Origin of the sequence: Micromonospora sp. NPDC048871 (assembly GCF_043198155.1) — a bacterium.
Classification (GTDB): domain Bacteria; phylum Actinomycetota; class Actinomycetes; order Mycobacteriales; family Micromonosporaceae; genus Micromonospora.
This window is the reverse complement of the sequence record NZ_JBICUM010000006.1, coordinates 349,948-370,881: the sequence shown is the minus strand read 5'-3', so window position 1 is coordinate 370,881 and position 20,934 is coordinate 349,948. Positions and strand designations below refer to the sequence as shown.

Sequence of the window (20,934 nt, the reverse complement as noted above, 5' to 3'; positions counted from 1 at the left end):
ACATGGCCGCCATCACACAGGGCTGGGACGGACTGGCCGACCGCAATCCGCTCGTCCAGTTCATCGACGCCTGCCTGCGCGGACCGGCGCAGGTGGTGTTCCAGAACAATCCGCTGACCGGCCTGGTCATCCTCATCGCGGTCGCCTGGGGGGCCTTCGACGGCGGGCACCCCCGGGTCTTCGGTGGTGGGGTGCTGGGGCTGGTCGTCGGCACCGCGACCGCCCTGGTGCTCCAGGTCGACCGGGCCTCCTGGCGCAAGGGGCTGTTCGGGTTCAGCCCCTTCCTCACCGGCATCGCCGTGCCGACCTTCCTGGACCAACGTCCCCTGATGTGGCTGTATCTGGTGCTCGGCGCGGCGGGCACCACCGTGGTGACCCTGGCCCTCAACGCCATCTTCAAACGGTGGGGCCTGACCGCCTTCACCTTTCCCTTCGTGCTCACCACCTGGGTGCTGCTGCTGGCCGCGTACCAGTTCGACCGGTTCACCGTGCTGACCCAGTTGACCCCGAAGTTCCCCGGCGAGGGCACCCTGACCGGTGGGCGCTTCGACTGGGACCTGGTGCCGATCTTCCTGCGCGGCATCTCCCAGGTATTCCTGATCAACAGTTGGGTCAGCGGGCTGCTCATCGTCATCGCCCTGTTGATCAACTCTCGCTGGTCGGCGGTCTTCGCGATCGTCGGCACGGTCGGCGCCACCCTGCTGGCCCTCTGGTTCGGTGCCGACGGCACCAGCCTCGACAAGGGACTGCTCGGCTTCAACGCCGTACTGACCGCGATCGCGGTGGGCGCGGTGCTGCACCGGCCGGGCCTGCTGGTGACCGGGTACACCCTGTTCGGCATCGCCCTGACCCTGTTCATCCAGATGGCCATGGCCAGTGTGCTCACCCCGTTGGGCATCCCGGTGCTGACCGGCCCCTTCAACGTCGCCACCTGGTTGTTGCTGCTGCCCGACCGGCACTTCGCGCCGGTGCCCAATCACGAGCGGGTCAAAGAGACCGTCGTGTCGTCCGTCCGACGTTCGGTCTGACCGGCCGTATGCAGAAAGGGGCAGGTCGTGTCCGCTGACATCGCGGCTAACCCGGGGGACACCGCCTGGGTGCTGGTCTGCACCGGGCTGGTGCTGTTCATGACCCCCGGCCTGGCCGTCTTCTACGGCGGGATGGTGCGCAGCCGCAACGTCCTGGCGATGCTGCAGCAGAACATGATCGCCCTGGGGGTGGTCAGCCTGACCTGGGTGTTCGTCGGCTACACCATCGCCTTCGGCGACGACGCCGGCAGCGGCCTGTTGGGCAACCTGGAACTGTTCGGGCTGACCGACCTGAAGGTGCCCCCCGCACCCCATCTGCACGTGGTCGACGGGCGGATCACCATCCCGGCCCTGGCCTTCGTCGCGTACCAGATGATGTTCGCGGTGATCACCCCCGCGCTGGTCACCGGCGCCACCGCCGGCCGGTTGAGGTTCGGCGGCTGGGTGCTGTTCCTGGCCCTCTGGTCCATCGTCGTGTACGCCCCGATCGCCCACTGGCTCTGGCACCCGGGCGGTTGGTTGGCGAAGCTCGGTACCCAGGACTGGGCCGGCGGAATGGTCGTGCACGCCAGTGCCGGGGCGGCCGTGCTCGCCGTACTGCTGGTCGTCGGCCGACGCAGGAACTGGCCGCACGCGGAGGCACCCCCCAACTCGATCCCGCTGACCATCCTCGGTGCCGGGATCCTCTGGTTCGGCTGGTTCGGCTTCAACGGTGGGGACGGGCTCCAGGCCAACGGGGTGGCCGCCCAGGCCGTGCTCAACACCCACCTGGCCGCCGCCGCCGGAATGCTGGTGTGGCTGCTGGTGGAGCGGGTCAAGGACGGCCACAGCACCGTGGTCGGCGGGGTCTCCGGGGCGGTCGCGGGGCTAGCGACCGTGACCCCGACCGCCGGGTACGTCAACACCCTGTCCGCCATCGCGATCGGCGCGATCGCCGGTCTGGTCTGTCATCTGGCGCTGCGGTTGAAGTATCTGCTGCGGCTGGACGACGCCCTGGACGTGCTGGCGGTGCACTTCGTCGGCGGCATGCTCGGCTCCCTGCTGCTGGGCCTGTTCGGCGACAACGGCATCAACCCCCTGGGCCGCGACGGTCTCTTCCTCGGCGGTGGCGCCGGCCTGCTGTGGGACCAGGTGGTCGGGGTGGTCAGCGTGGTGGCCTTCTCCTTCGTACTGACCTGGCTGATCGCGGCCGGGATCCAGGCGGTGCTCGGCCTGCGGGTGCCGGAGAAGGACCAGGACCGGCTGGACCAGGCCCAGCAGGGCACGGACGCCTACCACCTGGGCGGGGTGACCAGCCTGGTCGCCCCGGGCGGACCACAACGCCGATCCCGGCGGACCAGGTCGGGCGGTGCGGGTTCGGTGCCGGCCGGGCAGCAGGTCAAGCTGGTCAGCGCCCTGCTGGACCCCGCCCGGGTGGCCGACAGCGGGAGCCTGCGCGAGGAACTGCTAGGTGCCGGCGCGATCTCCCTGACCGTATCCGACACCACCGCGGCGACCGAGGGGACCATGCGGCAGGTGCTGCCGCGCGGCTACTGGCAGGAGCAGCCCCTGCTGGCGCGACTACGGCTCGACGTGCTGGTGCCTGAGCAGGCCGAGCAGGCCGTGGTCGACCTGCTGAACCGCTACGAGCCCCGCCTGGTCTGGACCTCCGAGGTGGCACCGATGGTCGTCAAGTAGCTCTCACCCCGAGGCCCTCGGACCGCTCAGGGGCCGAGCCGGTCAGCCGTCGACCCAGCCGTGGGCGCGGCTGAACTCGATGAATCGTTCCCGTACCGCGATGATCTGGGCGCCGGTCAACGACGGCGAGCAGCGCAGCAGCAGTTCCGTCACCGCCCCGGTGAACTCGGCGGGGGACAGCACGTCGCACAACTCCTCGTCGCCCTCGACGCGCGGACGCAGCCGCCGCTCGCCACCGACCGCGGGCGACTCCGGCTCGATGAGCCGCACCGAGGCGGCCTTCAGGCCACGATCGCTGTCCACGGCCTCGAACTCAACCGGCATCCCGACCCGCACCTGGTGACGGTGCTCGCCGAAGTCGTTGGCGTGGACGAAGACGTCCTCCCCGCCGGCGGACGGCGCGATGAAGCCGTAACCGCGAACCTCATCGAACCGGATGATCTTCCCCACTGACGCCACGACAACCCCACCCCGTACTCAACGCACACTCACTGCGACAACCCGGGACACCCTGCTCGCGGTCGCGTCCACGCCCAGCGCTGGTCGAGAACTTAGCCGCGGCAGGTCCCGCCCTCGCAGGCTATCGGGTCCGGATGCGGCGGGGAATCCCACCGGGCCCGCCGGGCCCGGGGGCCTCCGGTCAGAGGGCCTGGCGGCCTCCAGCCAGGGGCCCGGGGTTTCCGGTCAGGGACCGGTCAGGGTGCCTCCGTTTCGCCGAAACGGCGGTATCACGCCGCCGTGGAACCCGCCGTTTCGGCGAAACGGGGCGCCCGGTCCGGCACCCCGCGCACCGTACGCCGGAGATTGACGGACGGCACTAGGCTCGCGGCATGTCAGCTTCGGGGCGTGAGCAGCCGGTGACCACCAACCTGATCTGGGCTCCGGAAGAGGTACGGCTCGACATCAGCAAGGGGGTCCAGCCTCAGCAGGGCCCGCCGAGGCGGGTGCTGGGGGCGGCGATAACGGCCTTCGTCTTCGTCGGGCTGCCTGCCTTCGTCATCTTCACGGTGACCACCCTCCTGGCGCCGTCGGTGACCAACGAGGCAGGCGTCGGCCGGGTGGCCCTCTGGGCCGGGCAGGTGGCCCTGCTGGTGGCGGTCGGCGCGGCGATCGGTGCCTGGCGCACCCGCGAGGACAAGCCGCAGCCACCCACCACCACCTGGTCGATCGTGCGACGCCTGGGGTGGCACCTGCTGTCCACCGGCGCCTGCGCGGCGCTGGTGCTGGCGCTGCACGGGCTCGCCGTCGGCCAGATCCTCACCCTGGCCTTCCTGCTGGCCGGGGTGCTGCATCTGCTGCCGCTGGCGGTGGCCCGGTTGTTGACCAGGTCGGCCGGTCGGGATCGGGCGTCTTGAGCGACCCCGCGATCCCGACCGGCCGGATCCTTCAGCGCGCGGCGGCCAGCAGGGACTGCCAGGCGCCGTACCCGCCGAGCAGGTCGGACACGTCGGCCCGACCGGCGCTCCGCAGCAGGCTGGCCGCCACCGAGGAGCGGTAGCCGCCGGCGCAGTGCACCACGACCGGACGGTCGGTCGGCACCTCGTCGAGGCGGCGGGTCAACTCGGCCAGGGGGATGTGCAGGGAGCCCTCGACCGCGCCCTGCTCCCGCTCGCCGGCGTTGCGCACGTCGAGCACCACCGGCGGCTCGGGCCGCTCCAGGGCCTCCCGCAGGTCGGTCGCGGTGACCCGGCTGGCCCGGGTCATCTGGGCGATCATCTCCAGGAAGGCGGCCTCCGGCTCCCGCAGGTAGCCCAGCACCTGGTCGAACCCGATCCGGGCCAGGCGTACGACGATCTCCTCCTCGCGGTCCTGCGGCGCCACCACCAGGATCCGGTGCTCCGGGGCCAGGACGCTGCCGGCGGTCTCGGCGAACCGGCCGTCGGCGGGGATGTTGATCGCACCCCGGACATGCCCGGTGGCGAACTCCTGCGGGTCCCGGGTGTCGACCACCACGGCGCCCTCGGCGTGGGCCTGGGCGAACTCGGCCGTGGTGAGGGGGCGGGCCCCCCGGGTCGGGTCGAACAGCTCGCGGGCCTTGCGGTTGAGCACGGCGTCGAAGGCGAAGTAGCCGGGGGCGGCCGGTTGCCCGCCGGTGACCAGGGCGACGAACTGCTCCTCGCTCATCGGGGCGCAGGCGTAGTTGGTGCGGCGCTGCTCACCGATGGTGGACTGCCGTTCGGTGGAGAGGTTCTTGCCGCAGGCGGAACCGGCGCCGTGGGCCGGGAAGACCCGAACCTCGTCGGGCAGGCCCATCAGCTTGCGCTGGACGCTGTCGTAGAGCATCCGGCCCAACTCGTCGGCGGTCACCCCGAGGGAGGCGAGCAGGTCGGGGCGGCCGACGTCCCCGATGAACAGGGCGTCGCCGGTCAGCACCCCGTACGGCACCGGGTCCTCGGCACGCTCGTGGACCAGGATGCTGATCGACTCCGGGGTGTGACCCGGGGTCTCCATGATCTCCAGGGTGACCTCGCCCAGGCTGATCCGCTCCCCGTCGCGCAGCTTGCGGATCGGGTATTCCGTCTCGGCGCGATGGCCGTAGCCGATCCAGGCACCGGTCGCCGCCGCCACCTCCAGGTGACCGGCGAGGAAGTCGGCGTGGAAGTGGGTGTTGATCACCCCGTCGATGGTCAGGCCCCGGGCCCGCGCGTCGGCGAGGTACTCGTCGATGTCCCGGCGGGGGTCGACCAGCACGGCACGCTTGGTGCTCTCGTCGGCGATCAGGTACGACGCCTGGGACAGGCAATCCAGGTAGTACTGGGTGAACAGCATTTCTGGCGACTCCTTCGCAGTGATGACGGGCGATGACCGCTTCCCAATATATACCCCTGGGGGTATGCGTCGGGCGGTCGTGACCAACGCAACTCGATGACCGGTGGCCTAAAAGACGAGGTCAGGCCCCGACAGCCGTCGGGTGGACCTCAGCGACGAGCTCGGGATCCCAGCAGCGTTCCCCGCACTGGTCGGCGTGCACCGCGAGGATGCGGGTGCCGGGCAACCGGCGCGCCAGCCGCGCCACACTCCGGCGGAGCTGGTCGCGGTGCTCGTCGGCGGAGACGGGATTACCGGCGCAGTCGGCGTGCCCGACGATGACCAGGGTGCCGCTGCCGTGGGCCCGCTGGGACACCGCCACCTTCTCCAAGACCGCGGTCAGGTGCGATTCCCCGGTGGCGGTCAACACCGCCGCGGGTCCCGGTTCGGTGATCGTGTCCAGGTAGTCGACATCGAGGTGTTCTCTCGCCCACTCCTCCAACGGACGCTGGATGCGCCCGTCGATGCAGGTGACGATCGTGGCGAAGCGCTGGGATTCGGTCATCGCTCCCGCCCGACCTCGGCATCGCCACCGACCCCCGCCAAGGCCGCCGTGGGGCTCCCGGCCGCCGCCAGGGCGGTGGGGATGTCGGGGTGCACCTGGCCCGCTTCGCTGACCGATCGCCACACCCCGGCGCGGTCCAGCAGGTCGCGCACCGGGCCCCGGACGGTGGCCAGGTGCAGGGCCACCCCGCGGGCGGCAGACCGCTCCCGCAGCTCCGCCAGGGCGGTCGCGCCGTCGGTGTCGACATCGGTGATCGCGCTGGCGTCCAACACCACGGCCACCAGACCCTCCCGCTGTTCGGCCAGGCCGAGCAGTTGGTCGGACAGCCGTTGGGCGTTGGCGAAGTAGAGCGGCCCGTCGACCCGGATGATCGCGTATCGCGGGTCGGTGAGCAGGCCGGTGAACCGCTGCACGTTGCGGTACCGGTCGGTGCCCGGCACCCGGCCGAGTTCGGCGGTGTGCGGCCGGGCGGAGCGCCACAGGAACACCCCCAGGCTGAAGGCCACCCCGGCGGCTAGCCCCGGTTCGACCCCGAGGATCAGGGTGACCAGGAAGGTCAGGCCCAGGGCCAGCCCGTCGGCACGGCGTACCCGCCAGGTGGTGGCCGCGCCCCTGCCGTCGACCAGACCCAGCACGGCGACCACGACGATCGCGGCGAGGACCGCCCGGGGCAGGTGGTGGAAGGCGGGGGTCAGCAGCAGGGCGGTGATCGCCACCATCGCCGCGGTCACCAGGGTCGCCACCGGGGTACGGGCCCCGGCGGAGAAGTTGACCGCGCTGCGGGAGAAGCCACCGGCCACCGGAAAGGCCTGGAACACGCCGGCGGCCACGTTCGCCGCACCCACCGCGACCAGTTCCTGATCCGGGGCCACCTGCTGGCGGGACTTGGCGGCCAGGGTCTTGGCCACCGCGATGCCCTCCAGGTACGCCACCAGCGCGATGGCGATCGCCGCCGGCAGCAGCGCCTGAAGGTCCTGGCCGGACAGGCTGGGCAGCGCCGGTGCCGGCAGGCCCGCCGGAACGTCCGACAGGATCTTCACCCCCCGCTCGCCGAGGGAGAACGCCGCGCTGACCGCGGTGATACCGGCCACCACCAGCAGGGCGCCGGGCAGTCGGGGTACGTACCGGCGCAGCAGCACCAGCGCGAGGACACTGACCAGGGACACCCCGATGGTCAGACCGTGGGCGGTGCCGGCGGAGTCCCACAGCGCCGCCACGGTCTGCCCGAAGGTGTCCGCCCGGCCCATGTTCAACCCGAACAGGTCCTTGACCTGGCTGGCGGCGATGACGATCGCCGCCGCCGAGGTGAACCCGGACAGCACCGGATGGGACATGAAGTTGACCAGCACCCCCAGCCGCAGCACTCCCAGCAGCAGTTGGATGGCACCGACCAGCAGGGCCAGCAGCGCGGCCAGGGCCGCGTACCGGGCCGGGTCACCCTCGGCCAGGGGAGCCAGCGCCGCGCCGGTCATCAGGGCGGTGATGGCCACCGGGCCCACGGCCAGGGAGCCGGAGGTACCCAGCAGGGCGTAGACCACCAGCGGCACGATCGAGGCGTACAGGCCGGTGACGGCCGGCATACCGGCCAGGGTGGCGTACGCCATGCTCTGCGGCACCAACATGACGGCCACGGTCAGACCGGCCACCAGGTCGTGCCGGAGGATGTTGCGGTCGTAGTGCCGCAACCAGCCGATCAGTGGCACCACCCGGGCCAGGCCGGTGTGATCCTGCCGGGGGTAGGTCGCACTCATGCCCGCAGCCCGGGCTCGCTGAGCCGGGCGATGGAGGCGTCGATGTCGCAGCCGGCACCCCGGTTGTAGGGCAGCTTCGTCAGCATCATGCCCATGGCGCAGGTGTTGGTCAGGGCGGCGAAGGTCAGACCGGCTCCGATGAAACCGGCCACGAACCGGGCCCCCGGCACCCAGATGCTGATCAGGATCGACAGCAGGACGATGCTGCCGGCCACCAGGCGCACCTGGCGCTCCAGGCCCCACCGCTCCCGACCCCGCTGCACCGGGCCGCCCGCGGTGATCCAGGCGTTCATCCCGCCGGTGACCACGGTGGCCGCAGGCAGTCCGGCGTTCACCAGCTTGGTGCAGGCCTGGCTGGCCCGGGCACCGGACTGGCAGATCAGCAGCATCCGGCCACCGGCGTCGTTGACGATCCGGCCCAGGTGCGCGTCGACCTGGTCGAGCGGCAGGTTGATCGAGCCGGGGACGTGAGCGCTGTCATATTCCCCGGGCGTACGCACGTCGACGATCAACGTGTCCGGGTTCTCGGCGATCAGCGCGCGGGCGGTGGCGACGTCGATGGCGGCTGAGGTGTTGCTGGCGGTCACGTGACTCTCCTCGATCAGTGGACTTGGATACCCCTGGGGGTATGTCGTAACCGAGTATGTCCGACGGAGGGCCGAGCGACAAATGCCTGGTGGTGGGCGGTGAAGCAGTTCGAGGGTATACCCCCGGGTGTACTGTTGGGCCCGCCGATCGAGAGGGGTGGACATGCAGGTCGACGAGAACGCCGTCGGTGACGTGATCAAGAGGCTGCGCCGCGCCGAGGGGCAGATCCGCGGGGTCATCGGGATGCTCGAAGACGGGCGGGACTGCGCCGAGGTGGTGACTCAGCTCGCCGCCGTGTCCCGGGCCCTGGACCGCGCTGGATTCAAGATCATTGCGAGTGGTCTTCAGCAGTGCGTCACCGCCGCCCCCGGCGAGGAACGCAAGGCAGACCTGGATCAGATGGAGAAGCTGTTCCTGTCCCTGGCCTGACAACTGCCGCCCGGGCGGGTCACTGCCGCATCACCCAGATCGGCAGAGGCTCGTCGGGGTGGCGGTCCTGACCTCGGTCGACTGCACAGCGTCGTACTGTGATCGCCCCGCCGCGACCGGTGGGGGCGTCGCACCGCCACGGCGGGGCCGGCTCACCGCCGACCCCGCCGTGTCCGGTCTCACCCCAGGCGGGCCTCGATGGCCTCGATGATGCGGGGACGCAGCTCGGCCGCGCGGATCACCGCGTCGACGGAGCCGACCTGCACCGCCCGGTGGATGTCGTGCACCCGGTCGAACTCCGCGGCCACCTCACCGAGCTTCTCCGCCCGTACCGCCGAGCGCAGCTCGTCGAGCTCCGCGGTCAAGGTGGCGCGTTCGGCACCGGCCGCGGCGGCCACCCGGGCCTGCAACTCCCGCACCCGGGCGTCGGCGGCGGTACGCGCGTCGACGTCGCGGGCGAACACCACCGCGGCGGCCGGCGCCCCACCCAGCACGGAGGCGAACGAGCCCTCCAGGGCCAACACGGTCATGTTGGGGTTCAACGCCTTGGAGAAGACCACGAAGGCGCCACCGTGGTACCGCGAGATCACACAGAACACGATCGGCCCACGGAAGTTCACGATCGCCCGACCGATCTCGGCGCCGTACTCCAGTTGCAGCTTGCGCATCGACTCCGGCGAGCCGTCGAAGCCGGACAGGTTGGCCAGCACCACCAGCGGCCGGTTGCCGCTGGCCGCGTTGATCGCCCGGGCGGCCTTCTTCGACGACCGGGGGAACAGGGTGCCGGCCGTGTAGGTGTCCGGGCCGTCGGTGGGCGGGAACCCGTGCCGGGGCACCGACCGCGACTCGATGCCGAGCAGACACACCGGGATGCCGCCGAGGTGGACGTCCTGCACCACCGCGGTCTCCGCGTCGGCCATCCCCGCCCAGCGTTCCAGCACCGGATGGTCCTGGTCGGACAGGGCCCGCATCACCGTACGGATGTCGAAGGGCTTCTTGCGGTCCGGGTTGGACTCGGCGGAGAAGATCTCGCCGACCGTGCTGAAGTCGCTGCCGGCCACCGAGTGCGGGAAGTCGGAGATGTCCCGGTCCACCGGGTCGGTGGTGTCCGTACGCCGAGGTGCCGACTCGCCCGGCGCGACATAGGTGTGGTCGTAGTGCGCCATCAGCACGTCGCGGGCGGCGGAAAGGTTGGGCGCCCAGTACTGCGCCTGCCCGTTCGGGCCCATCACCCGGTCGTAGCCACCGATGCCGAAGTTGTCCTCCGCGGAGACCCCGCCGGAGAAGTCCAGCGACTGCTTGCCGGTGAGCACCATCGCCGAATCCGGCGTCATCACCAGCACACCCTTGGTGTGCATGAGCATGGTGGCCTCGGCGTTCCAGTACGGCTGGGCGCCCACGTTGATGCCGGCCACCACGATGTTGATCTCGCCGCCGTCCTGGGTGAACTCGACGATCCGCTTGAGGGCCGCCGCCACCCAGTCCATGTTCTCCGTGCCCGAGGTCATCGAGATCCGGGCCCCGGCGGACAGGGCGTACCACTCCAACGGCACCTGCATCCGCTCGGCCAGATCCAGGGCGGCGATCACCCGCCGGCACTCCGGCTCCGACAGCGCGCCCAGGGCCTTGGTGGGGTCCCCGAGCAGGATGACCCGGGTGACGCCCTCGGGGTGCCGGGCGGTCTTCGTGTTGACCACACCGGCGACGATCGCCGCGCTGTTGCGGCCCTTGGGCCGGTCCACCGGCACCAGGGTGTGGGTCTCGTCGAGGTCGTACTCGACGAAGTCCCCGAGCAGCCGGGTCAGCTCGTACGGGTAGACGGTGTTGCGGCTGCTGGCCCGCAGCACCTTCAGCCGGTAGTCGTCCAGCGGCTCGATCGGCTCGACCGGCGGCTCGCCGACGGTCAGTTGCGCCCCACCGGTGGCGTCGAAGGTGATCCGGATCCCGACCTTGGTCAACTTGCCGGTGGCCCGGTCCTGCTGCCGGGCGATGAACAGGATCTCCTCCAACCCGGCGCCCGCGGTCGTCGGGCGTACCCGCCCGGCGATCATCTCCATCTCGGCCCGGGTCAGGCCGCTCGGCGGCCACACGTAGATCACGATGCGGTTGGTGGGGAAGCGGTTCTTCGAGGGCCGCAGGGACCGGGCCCGGCGGATCGAGTCCAGGCAGGCCGCCACCGCGTCCTCCGTGGTCGGCAGCGCGACCAGCCGACCGTCGTGGTCCCGCAGCTCGGTCAGGTCCCGCACCTGAGCGAAGGCCACCAGTCGGTCGTCGGAGGGGTTCTCCCGGGCCACGCACTGGAACAGGTAGACCTCCTCGTCCGCCGAGGGCAGCCGGGTCAGGTCGAACTTGTGCAGCCGCTCCAACTGCATCCGCTGCGCGATGTACGGGTGCAGGCCCCGGATCAATCGCTCCTCGGCCATCCCGCCGTCCGCCGGACGGAAGGTGAAGTGGTGGTGCATGACCGCCCCGCCGCTGCCGGCGACCGTGGTGGTCAGCCGAAGTACCTGCGGGGGCAGGGGCTGCGCGTTGATGACCGCGAGCAGCGCCTGCGCCATCGCATCGAAGTCCTCCGGCTGGTTCTCCCAGGCCAGATAGATGTCGGCGTTGACGGCCTTCTCGTCGACGGCCAGCTCGGCCAGCCCGCGCAGCGCGTCGCCGAAGGCCTCGAAGCCCACCGCGGCGGACACCAGGGAGGAGTCGGCCCGCTCGGCGACCACGAAGGTGCAGCCGGCCGCCGGGCGGGTGCGGACCCCGATGAGCTGCTTGTTGCCGTAGTAACGCCGGGTCAGCACCTCCAGCATCACGGTGTTGTCGAAGCGGTCGCGCAGCAGCCGCTGACCTAGCAGCCGGACCAGGGGTTCGGTGCTGCGTACCATCGCGGCCACCCGCTCGGCCCGGTCCGGGGCGTCCGGCTGGGCATCCAGGTGGCGCAGGTGCTTGCGGACCTCGGCGTAGACCCGGGCCCGGTTGCGGCGCAGCAGCGGCTGGGCGAACCAGGCGAAGACCACCCCCCGGGCCAGGTCGGCGATCACCGGGAAGCGGACCTGGGTGGCGGCCAGCAGCCGCTCCAGGGCCAGGCCCACCGGCTCGCGCAGGGCCTCCTCCGGCGGCGGCTCCGGCAACCAGGCGCGCAGCAGCGCGGTGACGACCGCGGCGTCGGCGGTGGCCCGCTGCTGGGCCAGGAAGATCCGGAAGACTGCGGCCTCGACCTCGGCGCAGCGGTCCAGTTCGGTCACCCCGTAGTGCCCGAGGGCCCGGGCCAGCTTGGCCTGGAAGGTGGCCGGCAGGCCGGCCCGTTCGACATCCAGGCTCTGCAGATAGGTGTGGAAGTACTCCCGGTCGCTGTGCACGTGGGCACTGCCACCGTCCTCACCGGTGGGCCGGTTGCGGCTCAGTTCGGCCAGGTCGGCGAAGACGTTGAGCAGGTCGAGTTCCTCGGCCAGCGGCCGGTGCCCGTCCTCGGTGGCCGCCTGCCGGGCCAGCAGGTAGTCGTCGAGCACCCGCCGGTCGTCGTGCGGGTCCACATCGAAGCCGAGCAGCAGACCCCGCAGGTCCTCCTGGCCGCGTCGGGTGCGCTCCAGCACCGGGACCTGCTCGGGGGCGGCCGGCAGGTCCAACTCGACGGCCGAGGCGGCCGGGTCCTCACCGGCCTCGGCCTCACCGTCGCCGATCGGGTCCAGCCGCAGCAGGGGGGTGCCCGCCTCCACCTGGTTGCCGACCGCTACCGCGCATTCCCGCAGCCGGGCCCGGAACGGCGCCCGCAGCACGGTCTCCATCTTCATGGCTTCCAGCACCAGGACCGGCGCCCCGGCCTCGACCTCCGCGCCGACCGCCAGGGGGGTGGCGACGACCAGGGCGGGCATGGGCGCCCGCAGCACCCCACCCTCGTCGCGGCTGACCCGGTGGGTCACCCCGTCCACCTCGACCAGGTGGATCGGCCCGTGGGTGGCGGTGAGCAGCCGGTGCTGGGCCCCGTTGACGACGATCTGTCCGGTGTGCCGATCGAAACGGTCCAGTTCGACATCCGCGGTACGGACCTCGCCGCCGGTCTCGATCCCCACCCGGAACCGGTGCGCCCCGGTGCGGGCCACCCGCATCCGGTAGCCGACCCCGCGCAGTTTCAGGTCCAGGGGTCGGCCGCCGACATGCTGCACCTGAGGGCGCCCACCGGCCGCGGTGGCCAGCAGCCGGTGCCGCTCGTCGCGCTCCTCTTCCTCGTACGACTCGATGGCGGCGGCGGCCAGGGCGACCGCGGAGTGCCGGTGCCCGACGAGTTCGCCGTCGGCCCGCACCCGGTCGATCCAGCCGGTGTCCGCGCTGGCGTCGATGACCTCGGGCCGGTCGAGCAGGTCGAGCACGAAGCTCTTGTTGGTCGCGCCCCCCTCGATGATCACCGTGGTCTCGGTCATCGCCCGGCGGAGTCGACCCAGGGCCTCGTCGCGGTCCCGACCGTAGGCGATGATCTTCGCGATCATCGAGTCGAAGTCGGCCGGGATGGTGTCACCTTCGCTGATGCCGGTGTCCACCCGGATGCCCGGTCCGGCGGGCAGGTCCAGTCGGGCCACCCGGCCGGGGGAGGGGGCGAAGTCCCGGTCGGGGTCCTCGGCGTTGAGTCGGGCCTCGATGGCGTGCCCCCGCTCGACGGGCGGCTCACCTTCCAGTCGCCGACCCGCGGCCACCCACAGTTGCGCCTTGACCAGGTCGAAACCGGTGGTGGACTCCGTGATCGGGTGCTCCACCTGGAGCCGGGTGTTGACCTCCAGGAAGGCGAACAGCCGGTCGCCGGGGTGGTAGAGGAACTCGACCGTCGCCGCCCCCCGGTAGCCGACGGCCAGCGCCAGTCGCTCGGCCGAGGACTTGAGCTCGGCGGTCTGCTCCGGGCTGAGCACCGGGGAGGCCGACTCCTCGATGATCTTCTGGTTGCGGCGCTGCACCGAACAGTCGCGTACCCCCAGGGCCCAGGCGGTGCCCTGACCGTCCGCGATCACCTGGACCTCGACGTGCCGGGCGCCGGTGACCAGGCGCTCCAGGAACACCACTCCGCTGCCGAAGGCCCGCGCCGCCTCCTGGCTGGTGCGCTCGTACGCCTCGGCCAGCTCGGCCTCGCTGGTGATCACTCGGATGCCGCGCCCGCCACCGCCCGCGGTCGCCTTGAGCATCAGCGGGTAACCGATCTCGGCGGCGGCGGCCCGCGCGGCGTTGAGGTTCTCGACCGCGCCCCGGCTCCACGGGGCCACCGGCACCCCGACCTGCTCGGCGATCAGCTTGGCGCCGATCTTGTCGCCGAGCTGGCGCATCGCCTCCGGGCTGGGCCCGATGAAGGTGACCCCGATCTTCTCGCACAACTCAGCGAAGGCCGGATCCTCGGCGACGAAGCCCCAACCGACCCACGCCGCGTCGGTGCCGGTAGCCAGCAGGGCGCGCTCCAGGGTGGCCAGGTTCAGGTACGGCCGGGCGGAGGCAGGGCCCAGCTCATAGGCCAGGTCCGCTTCCCGTACGAAGGTGGCGGTGCGGTCCACATCCGTGTAGAGGGCGACGGTCTCGATCCGTGTCCCGGTCTGCGCAGCCAGTTCTCGGGCCGCGTGAATGAGCCGCATGGCGGCCTCACCACGGTTGACGATGGCGATACGGCTGAACACCCGATCGACCCCTCCGGTAGATCCTGTGACGAACGAGGCGGCAGGACGGCGGCCCCGGCAGTGAACACTGTTCTGCCTGAGAACGGGTCGCGCCATGCCGTAACCGCCGAACCCTGCGCGGCCGGATTGTAGGAACCACACAAAACCTTTTGGTGTCTTCACCTCACCTGCGCGATACCGTCATCGACCCCCATCTCGACGGTAAAGGCCCGGTGCGGTGTGCCGCACCCGCGTGCTTGCTGGGCAACCACTCGGCATCGTGGCACGATTTCGCGGGTGACCGGCAGAGCCTCGGCCGAGCAGCTGAAGGATCTGGCGCGGCTGCGTCGGGTCCGGGATCGCATCGACCGCGAGTACGCCCAGCCCCTCGACGTCGAGGCGCTGGCCCGTGGGGTGAACATGTCCGCCGGTCACCTCAGCCGCCAGTTCCGCCTGGCCTACGGGGAATCGCCGTACGCCTATCTGATGACCCGGCGCATCGAGCGGGCGATGGCGCTGTTGCGGCGCGGCGATCTGACGGTCACCGAGGTATGTTTCACGGTCGGTTGTGGGTCGTTGGGTACCTTCAGCACCCGGTTCACCGAGCTGGTCGGGGTACCGCCCAGCATCTACCGGCGGCAGGCGCGCACGAGGGCGGCCGAGATGCCCGGGTGCGTGTCGCGGCAGGTGACCCGGCCGATCAGGATTCGAGAAGCGTCGACGGAACGGCCGCGGCTAGCGTGACCGGCGAACGCTCACGGGGATGGAGAAGACGATGACCAGGACCACGAGCGCCGGGACCCCCTCGGCGCACGTCGCCGACAGCCATGACCTGATCCGGGTGCACGGCGCGCGGGAGAACAACCTCAAGGACGTCAGCATCGAGATCCCCAAGCGTCGGCTGACGGTCTTCACCGGGGTCTCCGGGTCGGGCAAGAGTTCCCTGGTCTTCGGCACCATCGCGGCCGAGTCGCAGCGGCTGATCAACGAGACCTACAGCGCCTTCGTGCAGGGCTTCATGCCGACCCAGGCGCGGCCCGAGGTCGACGTGCTCGACGGGCTGACCACCGCGATCATCGTCGACCAGGAACGGATGGGTGCCAACTCCCGCTCGACGGTCGGCACGGTCACCGATGTCAACGCCATGCTGCGGATCCTGTTCAGCCGACTGGGTCAGCCGCACATCGGCTCGCCGCAGGCCTTCTCCTTCAATGTCGCCTCGGTCAGCGGGGCGGGTGCGATCACCCTGGAACGCGGCGGCACCACGACGAAGGAACGCCGCAGCTTCAGCGTCACCGGCGGCATGTGCCCACGGTGCGAGGGGATGGGCCGGGTCAGCGACTTCGACCTGTCCGCGCTCTACGACGACAGCAGATCCCTCAACGAGGGCGCCCTGACCATTCCCGGCTACAGCGCGGACGGCTGGTACGTCCGCATCTTCAGCGGCAGCGGCTTCTTCGACCCGGACAAGCCGATCCGCGCCTTCACCAAGCGCGAGCTCAACGACCTCCTCTACAAAGAACCGACCAAGATCAAGGTCGACAGCATCAATGTGACCTACGAGGGGTTGATCCCCCGGATCCAGAAGTCCTTCCTGTCCAAGGACCGGGAGGCGATGCAGCCGCACATCCGCGCCTTCGTCGACCGGGCGATCACCTTCGCCACCTGCCCGGACTGCGGTGGCACCCGGCTCAGCGAACTGGCCCGTTCCTCGAAGATCGACGGGCGCAACATCGCGGACCTCTGCGCGATGCAGATCAGCGACCTGGCCGAGTGGGTGCGGTCGCGCAACGATCCGAGCGTGGCGCCGCTGCTGACCTCGCTGCGGCACACCCTCGACTCCTTCGTGGAGATCGGGCTCGGCTACCTCTCCCTGGACCGCCCCTCGGGCACCCTCTCCGGCGGCGAGGCCCAACGCACCAAGATGATCCGGCACCTGGGCTCCTCGCTGACCGATGTCACCTACGTTTTCGACGAGCCGACCGTCGGGCTGCACCCGCACGACATCGCCCGGATGAACGACCTGCTGCTGCGGCTGCGGGACAAGGGCAACACCGTACTGGTGGTGGAGCACAAGCCGGAGATGATCGCGATCGCCGACCATGTGGTCGACCTGGGCCCCGGGGCGGGTACGGCCGGCGGCTCGGTCTGCTTCGAGGGCACCGTCGAGGGTCTGCGGGCCAGTGACACCCTGACCGGGAGGCACCTCGACGACCGGGCCACCCTCAAGGAGAAGGTGCGTACCCCCACCGGGGCGCTGGAGGTCCGGGGCGCGGCCACCCACAACCTGCGCGACGTCGATGTCGACATCCCGCTGGGGGTGCTGGTCGTGGTCACCGGGGTGGCCGGCTCCGGCAAGAGTTCCCTGATCCACGGCTCGGTGGCCGGGCGCGACGGGGTGGTGGCGGTGGACCAGACCGCGATCCGTGGCTCCCGGCGAAGCAACCCGGCGACCTACACCGGCCTGCTGGAACCCATCCGCAAGGCCTTCGCCAAGGCCAACGGGGTCAAGCCGGCCCTGTTCAGCGCCAACTCCGAGGGCGCCTGCCCGACCTGCAACGGGGCCGGGGTCATCTACACCGACCTGGCCATGATGGCCGGTGTCGCCACCACCTGCGAGGACTGCGAGGGCAAGCGGTTCCAGCCCTCCGTGCTGGAATACCACCTGGGCGGGCGCAACATCAGCGAGGTGCTGGCCATGTCCGTCACCGAGGCCGAGGCCTTCTTCGGCGAGGGGGCGGCCCGTACCCCGGCGGCGCACGCCATCCTCACCCGGCTGGCGGATGTGGGGCTCGGTTACCTGAGCCTGGGGCAGCCCCTCACCACCCTCTCCGGTGGTGAACGGCAGCGGCTGAAGCTGGCCACCCACATGGCCGACAAGGGTGGCGTCTACGTTCTCGACGAGCCGACCACCGGCCTGCACCTGGCCGACGTCGAGCACCTGCTGGGGCTGCTCGACCGGCTGGTCGACGCCGGCAAGTCGGTGATCGTCATCGAGCACCACCAGGCGGTCATGGCCCACGCCGACTGGATCATCGACCTCGGTCCGGGGGCCGGGCACGACGGCGGCCGGATCGTCTTCGAGGGCACCCCGGCCGACCTGGTCGCCGCCCGATCCACCGTCACCGGTGAGCACCTGGCCGGCTATGTGGGCCGGTGAGGAAGCGGTCAGGATTCGAGAAGCCGCACCGGTCCGGGCGCGATTAGCGTGACCAGCATGAACATCACCATCCATGCCAGCTTCCTGCCGCACACCGACCCGGAGGCGGCACTGGCCTTCTACCGCGACATCCTCGGTTTCGAGGTCCGCCTGGACGTGGGGCACGGCGGGATGCGCTGGCTGACGGTCGGTCCCCCCGGCCAGCCCGACACCTCCATCGTCCTGACCCCGCCGGCGGTCGACCCCGGCATCACCTCGGACGAACGCGCCACCATCGCCGAGATGATGGCCAAGGGCACCTACGCCGGCCTCCTGCTGGCCACCCCGGAACTGGACGAGACCTTCGACCGGCTCCAGGCCGCCGGGGTGGAGGTGGTCCAGGAACCGACCGACCAGCCGTACGGGTTGCGGGACTGCGCCGTACGCGACCCCTCCGGCAACCTGATCCGCCTCCAACAGCTGCCCTGAACTCCGCCACCACCAGGGGTGGGCACGGGGGGTGGTTAGGCTGCGGGCATGGAGGTCGGCGAGCAGGGGCGGTGGCTGGCGGGGTCGCTGGCGCAGCGGGTCGACCGGCTGGCCTTCACCGACCTGACCACCGACCAGGTCACCGCCCGGCTGGTCGACACCGTGGTCGGCTGGGCACGTGAGCAGGGTTGGCGGGTCTACCGTCGGGCCCCCAGCGTGCTGCCGCTGCCGCCGCCGATGTCGGCCCAGCAGTCCGTGCTCGATGTGGCCTGCGCCCGCCCCGACGGGCCGCCGGTCGTCCTCGAGGTCGACCACGGCACCCGCCGCCGTACCTGGGAGAAGCTGCTGGCCGAGGCGGAGGCCGGGCGGATTCCCCTCTGGCTGCGCTGGGGCACCGGCCGGTTCACCCCACCCCCGCCCCCGATCCAGATGGTGACCTGCGAGGTCACCGTCCGGTCGGAGCCGGCCGGGCGGGGCCGGTTACACACCCGGCTGCCCCGGGCCGAGAAGCAGCCACCGGCCCACTCCGCCCTACGGCTGGATGGGCCGGCGGCGATCGAACTGCCGCTGCCGACGATCGGGTCAACGGGCGGACCGCCCGCCCGGCCGGGTCATCCCGACTGAGTCGTTGCCGTACCATCGGGCTGATTTCCTACCTGGGCGGTGCGGAGGCCGCATGGACGAGGTGACCCTCGGGGCGCTCCGCCTCCTTGAGGAGGCGCAGGCCGGTGCTGCGGCGCAGGTGCTGACGGCCGCGGAGGCGGCGCTTCGCGAACCGACCGGACAGCTCAGCGACGGTCCGGCGGCGATGCACTTCGCCCGGGTCGTGGCGCTGACCCGGCTGGGTGAACTGCGCGCCGCGATCGACGCCACCGACCTGATGCTGGCCGCGGCCGACCGGGAGGGCAGCGCCGGATGGCGTTCCTGCGCCCTGTCGCTGCGGGCGACCCGACGGCTGCGCCTGGGCGGCCAGAACATCGCCGAGTACGACATCGAGGCGGTGCTGCGGGACCTGGTCAGCGCCCAGACCGCCCTGCTGGCCGACGAACCCAACCCGGTGATCGTGGGCAACGCGCACACCGGAATCGCGATCGGCTACGCCCAGCTTCGCCTGTACGAGTTGGCCGCACCCCAGTTCGAGGCGGCCTACGAGGCGACCCGACGAGAGTCCTATCCGGACAACGGCAACCGGGCGATGTGGCTGTGCAACCTGGCCGAACTCAACCTGATCTGGGCCCTGGAGCTGTACCAGGTCGGTCAGGTGGCCGAGGCGGAACGGCACACCGGCGCGGCGGAGGAGTACGCGATTCGGGCCGCCGCCGAGGCCTCCGGCCCCAAGGCGGAGGTGTGGCGGCTCTCCGCCCTGCTGTACGCGGCCTGCTCCCGTGCCGACCGTCAGGACCCGGCCGGTGCGGCTGCCGACATCCCCCGCTACACCGAGCTGCTGCGCATCCACGGGGTGTCCGAGCAGCATCAGGAGATCCTGCTGTGCCGGCCCTTCCACGCGGTGGCCCTGCGCCGATCGGGGCGACCCGAGCAGGCCCTACGGGTCATCGAGGAGGCCGTCACCCTGCTGTCGCCGGAGACCGACTGGCTGATCTCGGCCGCGGTGCACCGTACCCACGCGGTGCTGCTGGCGGCGACCGGCTCGCCCGGTGCCCGGCCGGGGCTGACCTACGGCGACGCCCTGGCCGAGTTGCTGTGGCGGCAACGGAATCACTGGCTGCACACCGCGATGACGATGCAGGCCTACGATGCGCTGCGCTGGCAGCACGAGCAGGCCGAGCGGGCGGCGCGGACCGACCCCCTGACCGGGGTGGCCAACCGGCGGGGGCTGGACCGGTTCCTGCGTGAGCTGACCGATCCCGACCTGGCCGACCGCCCGGTGGCCGTGCTGGCGGTGGACATCGACCGGTTCAAGCACATAAACGATTCCCTGGGCCACGCCACCGGTGACGAGGTGCTGCGGGCGGTGGCGGACCTGCTCACCGCCAGCGTCCGGCCGGGCGACTTCGTGGCACGGTTGGGCGGCGACGAGTTCGTCGCCATCCTGCCGGGCGCGGATGCCGCACTGGCCCGGCAGGTGGGCCTGCGGACGGTGGCCGCCGTCGGCGGCCTGACCGCCTGGCCGGTACGGGTCAGCGTGGGGGTCGCCCACGGTCCGGCGTACTGCCTGGAGCAGGCCCTCAGCGTCGCCGACCAGGCGATGTACGCCGCCAAGCGCGCGGGTGGCAATCAGGCCAGCTGCCTGGCGGCGGAGTTGCCCGGCTGCGCCCCGGCGGCCGCCGACTGACCGACTCAGAGGTGGTCGCGGACCCAGTCGGCCAGCAGCCGGGCGCACTGGTCCACGGACTCCTGCCAGGTGCTCGCCGCCCCGGCGCCGGCCTCGTCGCTGACCTGCTTGATCAGACGCACCGGTACGCCGAACCGCTGGGCGGTCGAGGCGACCGCGTAGCCCTCCATGTCGACCAGGTGGGCGCGGGTGGCCAGGGCGGCGCGGGCCTGGTCGTCGGCGATGAACTGGTCGCCGGTGGCCAGCACCGGACCCTCGCCCAGGGTCACCGGCGCCCCGACGGTCTGCCCGGTCAACCGGTGGAGGAAGGCGGTGTCCAGGTCGTGTTGCAGCACGCTGCCGACTTCGTGGATGCCGGCCCAGCCGGGGTGCAGGGCGCCCGCGGTGCCGAGGTTGACCACCGCCGAGGGCTGCGGCTCGCGGGCCAGGGTCCCCGCGATCGCGGCGGCAGCATTGATCTTCCCCATGCCGGTGAGCAGCACCGGTAGGCGCCCATCGAGGTGCGCGGCCTCCTCCGCGAGGGCCAGCACAAGCAGCGGGCGATCAGGGCTGATCGTTCCTCGAAGATCCATCGGGCGATGGTAGCCGGGCACCGGGGCGGCCCTC

General features: G+C 71.3%; 16 protein-coding genes. 9 read left to right on the top strand and 7 right to left on the bottom strand.

The window, feature by feature from the left end:
* Positions 1–2: 2 nt before the first annotated feature.
* Positions 3–1,028, top strand: coding sequence for an urea transporter (gene yut / locus ACGFIK_RS17120; RefSeq protein ID WP_327026995.1), 1,026 nt, complete (start codon positions 3–5; stop codon positions 1,026–1,028).
* Between the two features lie 27 nt (positions 1,029–1,055).
* The gene (locus tag ACGFIK_RS17115) at positions 1,056–2,705 is read left to right on the top strand and encodes an ammonium transporter (protein WP_327026994.1); all 1,650 of its coding nucleotides are present in this window, start codon (positions 1,056–1,058) and stop codon (positions 2,703–2,705) included.
* 42 nt (positions 2,706–2,747) lie between these two features.
* Here the strand turns inward: ACGFIK_RS17115 and ACGFIK_RS17110 are convergent, their stop codons facing one another.
* Positions 2,748–3,164 carry a cold shock domain-containing protein gene (locus ACGFIK_RS17110; protein ID WP_327026993.1) on the bottom strand — a complete coding sequence of 139 codons (417 nt, stop codon included), beginning with the start codon at positions 3,162–3,164 and terminating at the stop codon, positions 2,748–2,750.
* Positions 3,165–3,535: 371 nt separating this feature from the next.
* On the opposite strand from ACGFIK_RS17110, the gene ACGFIK_RS17105 reads away from it, so the two are divergent.
* Positions 3,536–4,060: a hypothetical protein gene (locus tag ACGFIK_RS17105; RefSeq protein ID WP_327026992.1), complete on the top strand. Its 525-nt coding sequence runs from the start codon at positions 3,536–3,538 to the stop codon at positions 4,058–4,060.
* A 31-nt stretch (positions 4,061–4,091) separates the two neighbouring features.
* Here the strand turns inward: ACGFIK_RS17105 and ACGFIK_RS17100 are convergent, their stop codons facing one another.
* From ACGFIK_RS17100 to ACGFIK_RS17085, 4 genes are all read right to left on the bottom strand, one after another.
* Positions 4,092–5,474 (bottom strand): rhodanese-like domain-containing protein, encoded by a 1,383-nt coding sequence (locus tag ACGFIK_RS17100; RefSeq protein ID WP_327026991.1) that lies wholly within the window; start codon positions 5,472–5,474, stop codon positions 4,092–4,094.
* A gap of 121 nt (positions 5,475–5,595) precedes the next feature.
* Complete coding sequence (locus tag ACGFIK_RS17095) at positions 5,596–6,018, bottom strand: carbonic anhydrase (protein WP_393340148.1); 423 nt, start codon at positions 6,016–6,018, stop codon at positions 5,596–5,598.
* The gene (sulP, locus tag ACGFIK_RS17090) at positions 6,015–7,769 is read right to left on the bottom strand and encodes a sulfate permease (protein ID WP_393340146.1); all 1,755 of its coding nucleotides are present in this window, start codon (positions 7,767–7,769) and stop codon (positions 6,015–6,017) included. The genes ACGFIK_RS17095 and sulP overlap by 4 nt, the downstream gene beginning before the upstream one ends.
* Positions 7,766–8,356, bottom strand: a complete 591-nt coding sequence (locus tag ACGFIK_RS17085) for a rhodanese-like domain-containing protein (RefSeq protein WP_327026986.1) — start codon at positions 8,354–8,356, stop codon at positions 7,766–7,768. The genes sulP and ACGFIK_RS17085 overlap by 4 nt, the downstream gene beginning before the upstream one ends.
* Before the next feature lie 163 nt (positions 8,357–8,519).
* On the opposite strand from ACGFIK_RS17085, the gene ACGFIK_RS17080 reads away from it, so the two are divergent.
* Positions 8,520–8,786: a metal-sensitive transcriptional regulator gene (locus ACGFIK_RS17080; RefSeq protein ID WP_327026985.1), complete on the top strand. Its 267-nt coding sequence runs from the start codon at positions 8,520–8,522 to the stop codon at positions 8,784–8,786.
* Between the two features lie 179 nt (positions 8,787–8,965).
* On the opposite strand, the gene ACGFIK_RS17075 is transcribed toward ACGFIK_RS17080, so the two are convergent.
* Positions 8,966–14,428, bottom strand: coding sequence for a carboxyl transferase domain-containing protein (locus tag ACGFIK_RS17075; protein ID WP_327026984.1), 5,463 nt, complete (start codon positions 14,426–14,428; stop codon positions 8,966–8,968).
* A gap of 276 nt (positions 14,429–14,704) precedes the next feature.
* On the opposite strand from ACGFIK_RS17075, the gene ACGFIK_RS17070 reads away from it, so the two are divergent.
* From ACGFIK_RS17070 to ACGFIK_RS17050, 5 genes are read left to right on the top strand one after another with little or no spacing between them, the layout of a single operon-like run.
* Positions 14,705–15,151: a helix-turn-helix transcriptional regulator gene (locus ACGFIK_RS17070; RefSeq protein WP_327026982.1), complete on the top strand. Its 447-nt coding sequence runs from the start codon at positions 14,705–14,707 to the stop codon at positions 15,149–15,151.
* Between the two features lie 31 nt (positions 15,152–15,182).
* Complete coding sequence (locus ACGFIK_RS17065) at positions 15,183–17,567, top strand: ATP-binding cassette domain-containing protein (RefSeq protein WP_393340143.1); 2,385 nt, start codon at positions 15,183–15,185, stop codon at positions 17,565–17,567.
* Between the two features lie 57 nt (positions 17,568–17,624).
* Complete coding sequence (locus tag ACGFIK_RS17060) at positions 17,625–18,035, top strand: VOC family protein (RefSeq protein ID WP_327026980.1); 411 nt, start codon at positions 17,625–17,627, stop codon at positions 18,033–18,035.
* Between the two features lie 48 nt (positions 18,036–18,083).
* Positions 18,084–18,659, top strand: a complete 576-nt coding sequence (locus tag ACGFIK_RS17055) for a hypothetical protein (protein WP_357532004.1) — start codon at positions 18,084–18,086, stop codon at positions 18,657–18,659.
* 52 nt (positions 18,660–18,711) lie between these two features.
* Positions 18,712–20,328, top strand: a complete 1,617-nt coding sequence (locus tag ACGFIK_RS17050) for a diguanylate cyclase domain-containing protein (protein ID WP_393340140.1) — start codon at positions 18,712–18,714, stop codon at positions 20,326–20,328.
* A gap of 5 nt (positions 20,329–20,333) precedes the next feature.
* Here the strand turns inward: ACGFIK_RS17050 and ACGFIK_RS17045 are convergent, their stop codons facing one another.
* A complete protein-coding gene (locus tag ACGFIK_RS17045) occupies positions 20,334–20,900 on the bottom strand; it encodes a nucleosidase (RefSeq protein ID WP_393340137.1) in 567 nt (188 codons plus the stop codon).
* Between the last annotated feature and the right edge of the window lie 34 nt (positions 20,901–20,934).

What these genes read in the sequence shown, in the direction of transcription:
- sulP (WP_393340146.1), bottom strand. Translation starts at nt 7,769, where the DNA reads ATGAGTGCGACCTACCCCCGGCAGGATCACACCGGCCTGGCCCGGGTG.
- ACGFIK_RS17065 (WP_393340143.1), top strand. Translation starts at nt 15,183, where the DNA reads ATGACCAGGACCACGAGCGCCGGGACCCCCTCGGCGCACGTCGCCGAC.
- ACGFIK_RS17095 (WP_393340148.1), bottom strand. Translation starts at nt 6,018, where the DNA reads ATGACCGAATCCCAGCGCTTCGCCACGATCGTCACCTGCATCGACGGG.
- yut (WP_327026995.1), top strand. Translation starts at nt 3, where the DNA reads ATGGCCGCCATCACACAGGGCTGGGACGGACTGGCCGACCGCAATCCG.
- ACGFIK_RS17055 (WP_357532004.1), top strand. Translation starts at nt 18,084, where the DNA reads ATGGAGGTCGGCGAGCAGGGGCGGTGGCTGGCGGGGTCGCTGGCGCAG.
- ACGFIK_RS17050 (WP_393340140.1), top strand. Translation starts at nt 18,712, where the DNA reads ATGGACGAGGTGACCCTCGGGGCGCTCCGCCTCCTTGAGGAGGCGCAG.
- ACGFIK_RS17080 (WP_327026985.1), top strand. Translation starts at nt 8,520, where the DNA reads ATGCAGGTCGACGAGAACGCCGTCGGTGACGTGATCAAGAGGCTGCGC.
- ACGFIK_RS17100 (WP_327026991.1), bottom strand. Translation starts at nt 5,474, where the DNA reads ATGCTGTTCACCCAGTACTACCTGGATTGCCTGTCCCAGGCGTCGTAC.
- ACGFIK_RS17105 (WP_327026992.1), top strand. Translation starts at nt 3,536, where the DNA reads ATGTCAGCTTCGGGGCGTGAGCAGCCGGTGACCACCAACCTGATCTGG.
- ACGFIK_RS17060 (WP_327026980.1), top strand. Translation starts at nt 17,625, where the DNA reads ATGAACATCACCATCCATGCCAGCTTCCTGCCGCACACCGACCCGGAG.
- ACGFIK_RS17045 (WP_393340137.1), bottom strand. Translation starts at nt 20,900, where the DNA reads ATGGATCTTCGAGGAACGATCAGCCCTGATCGCCCGCTGCTTGTGCTG.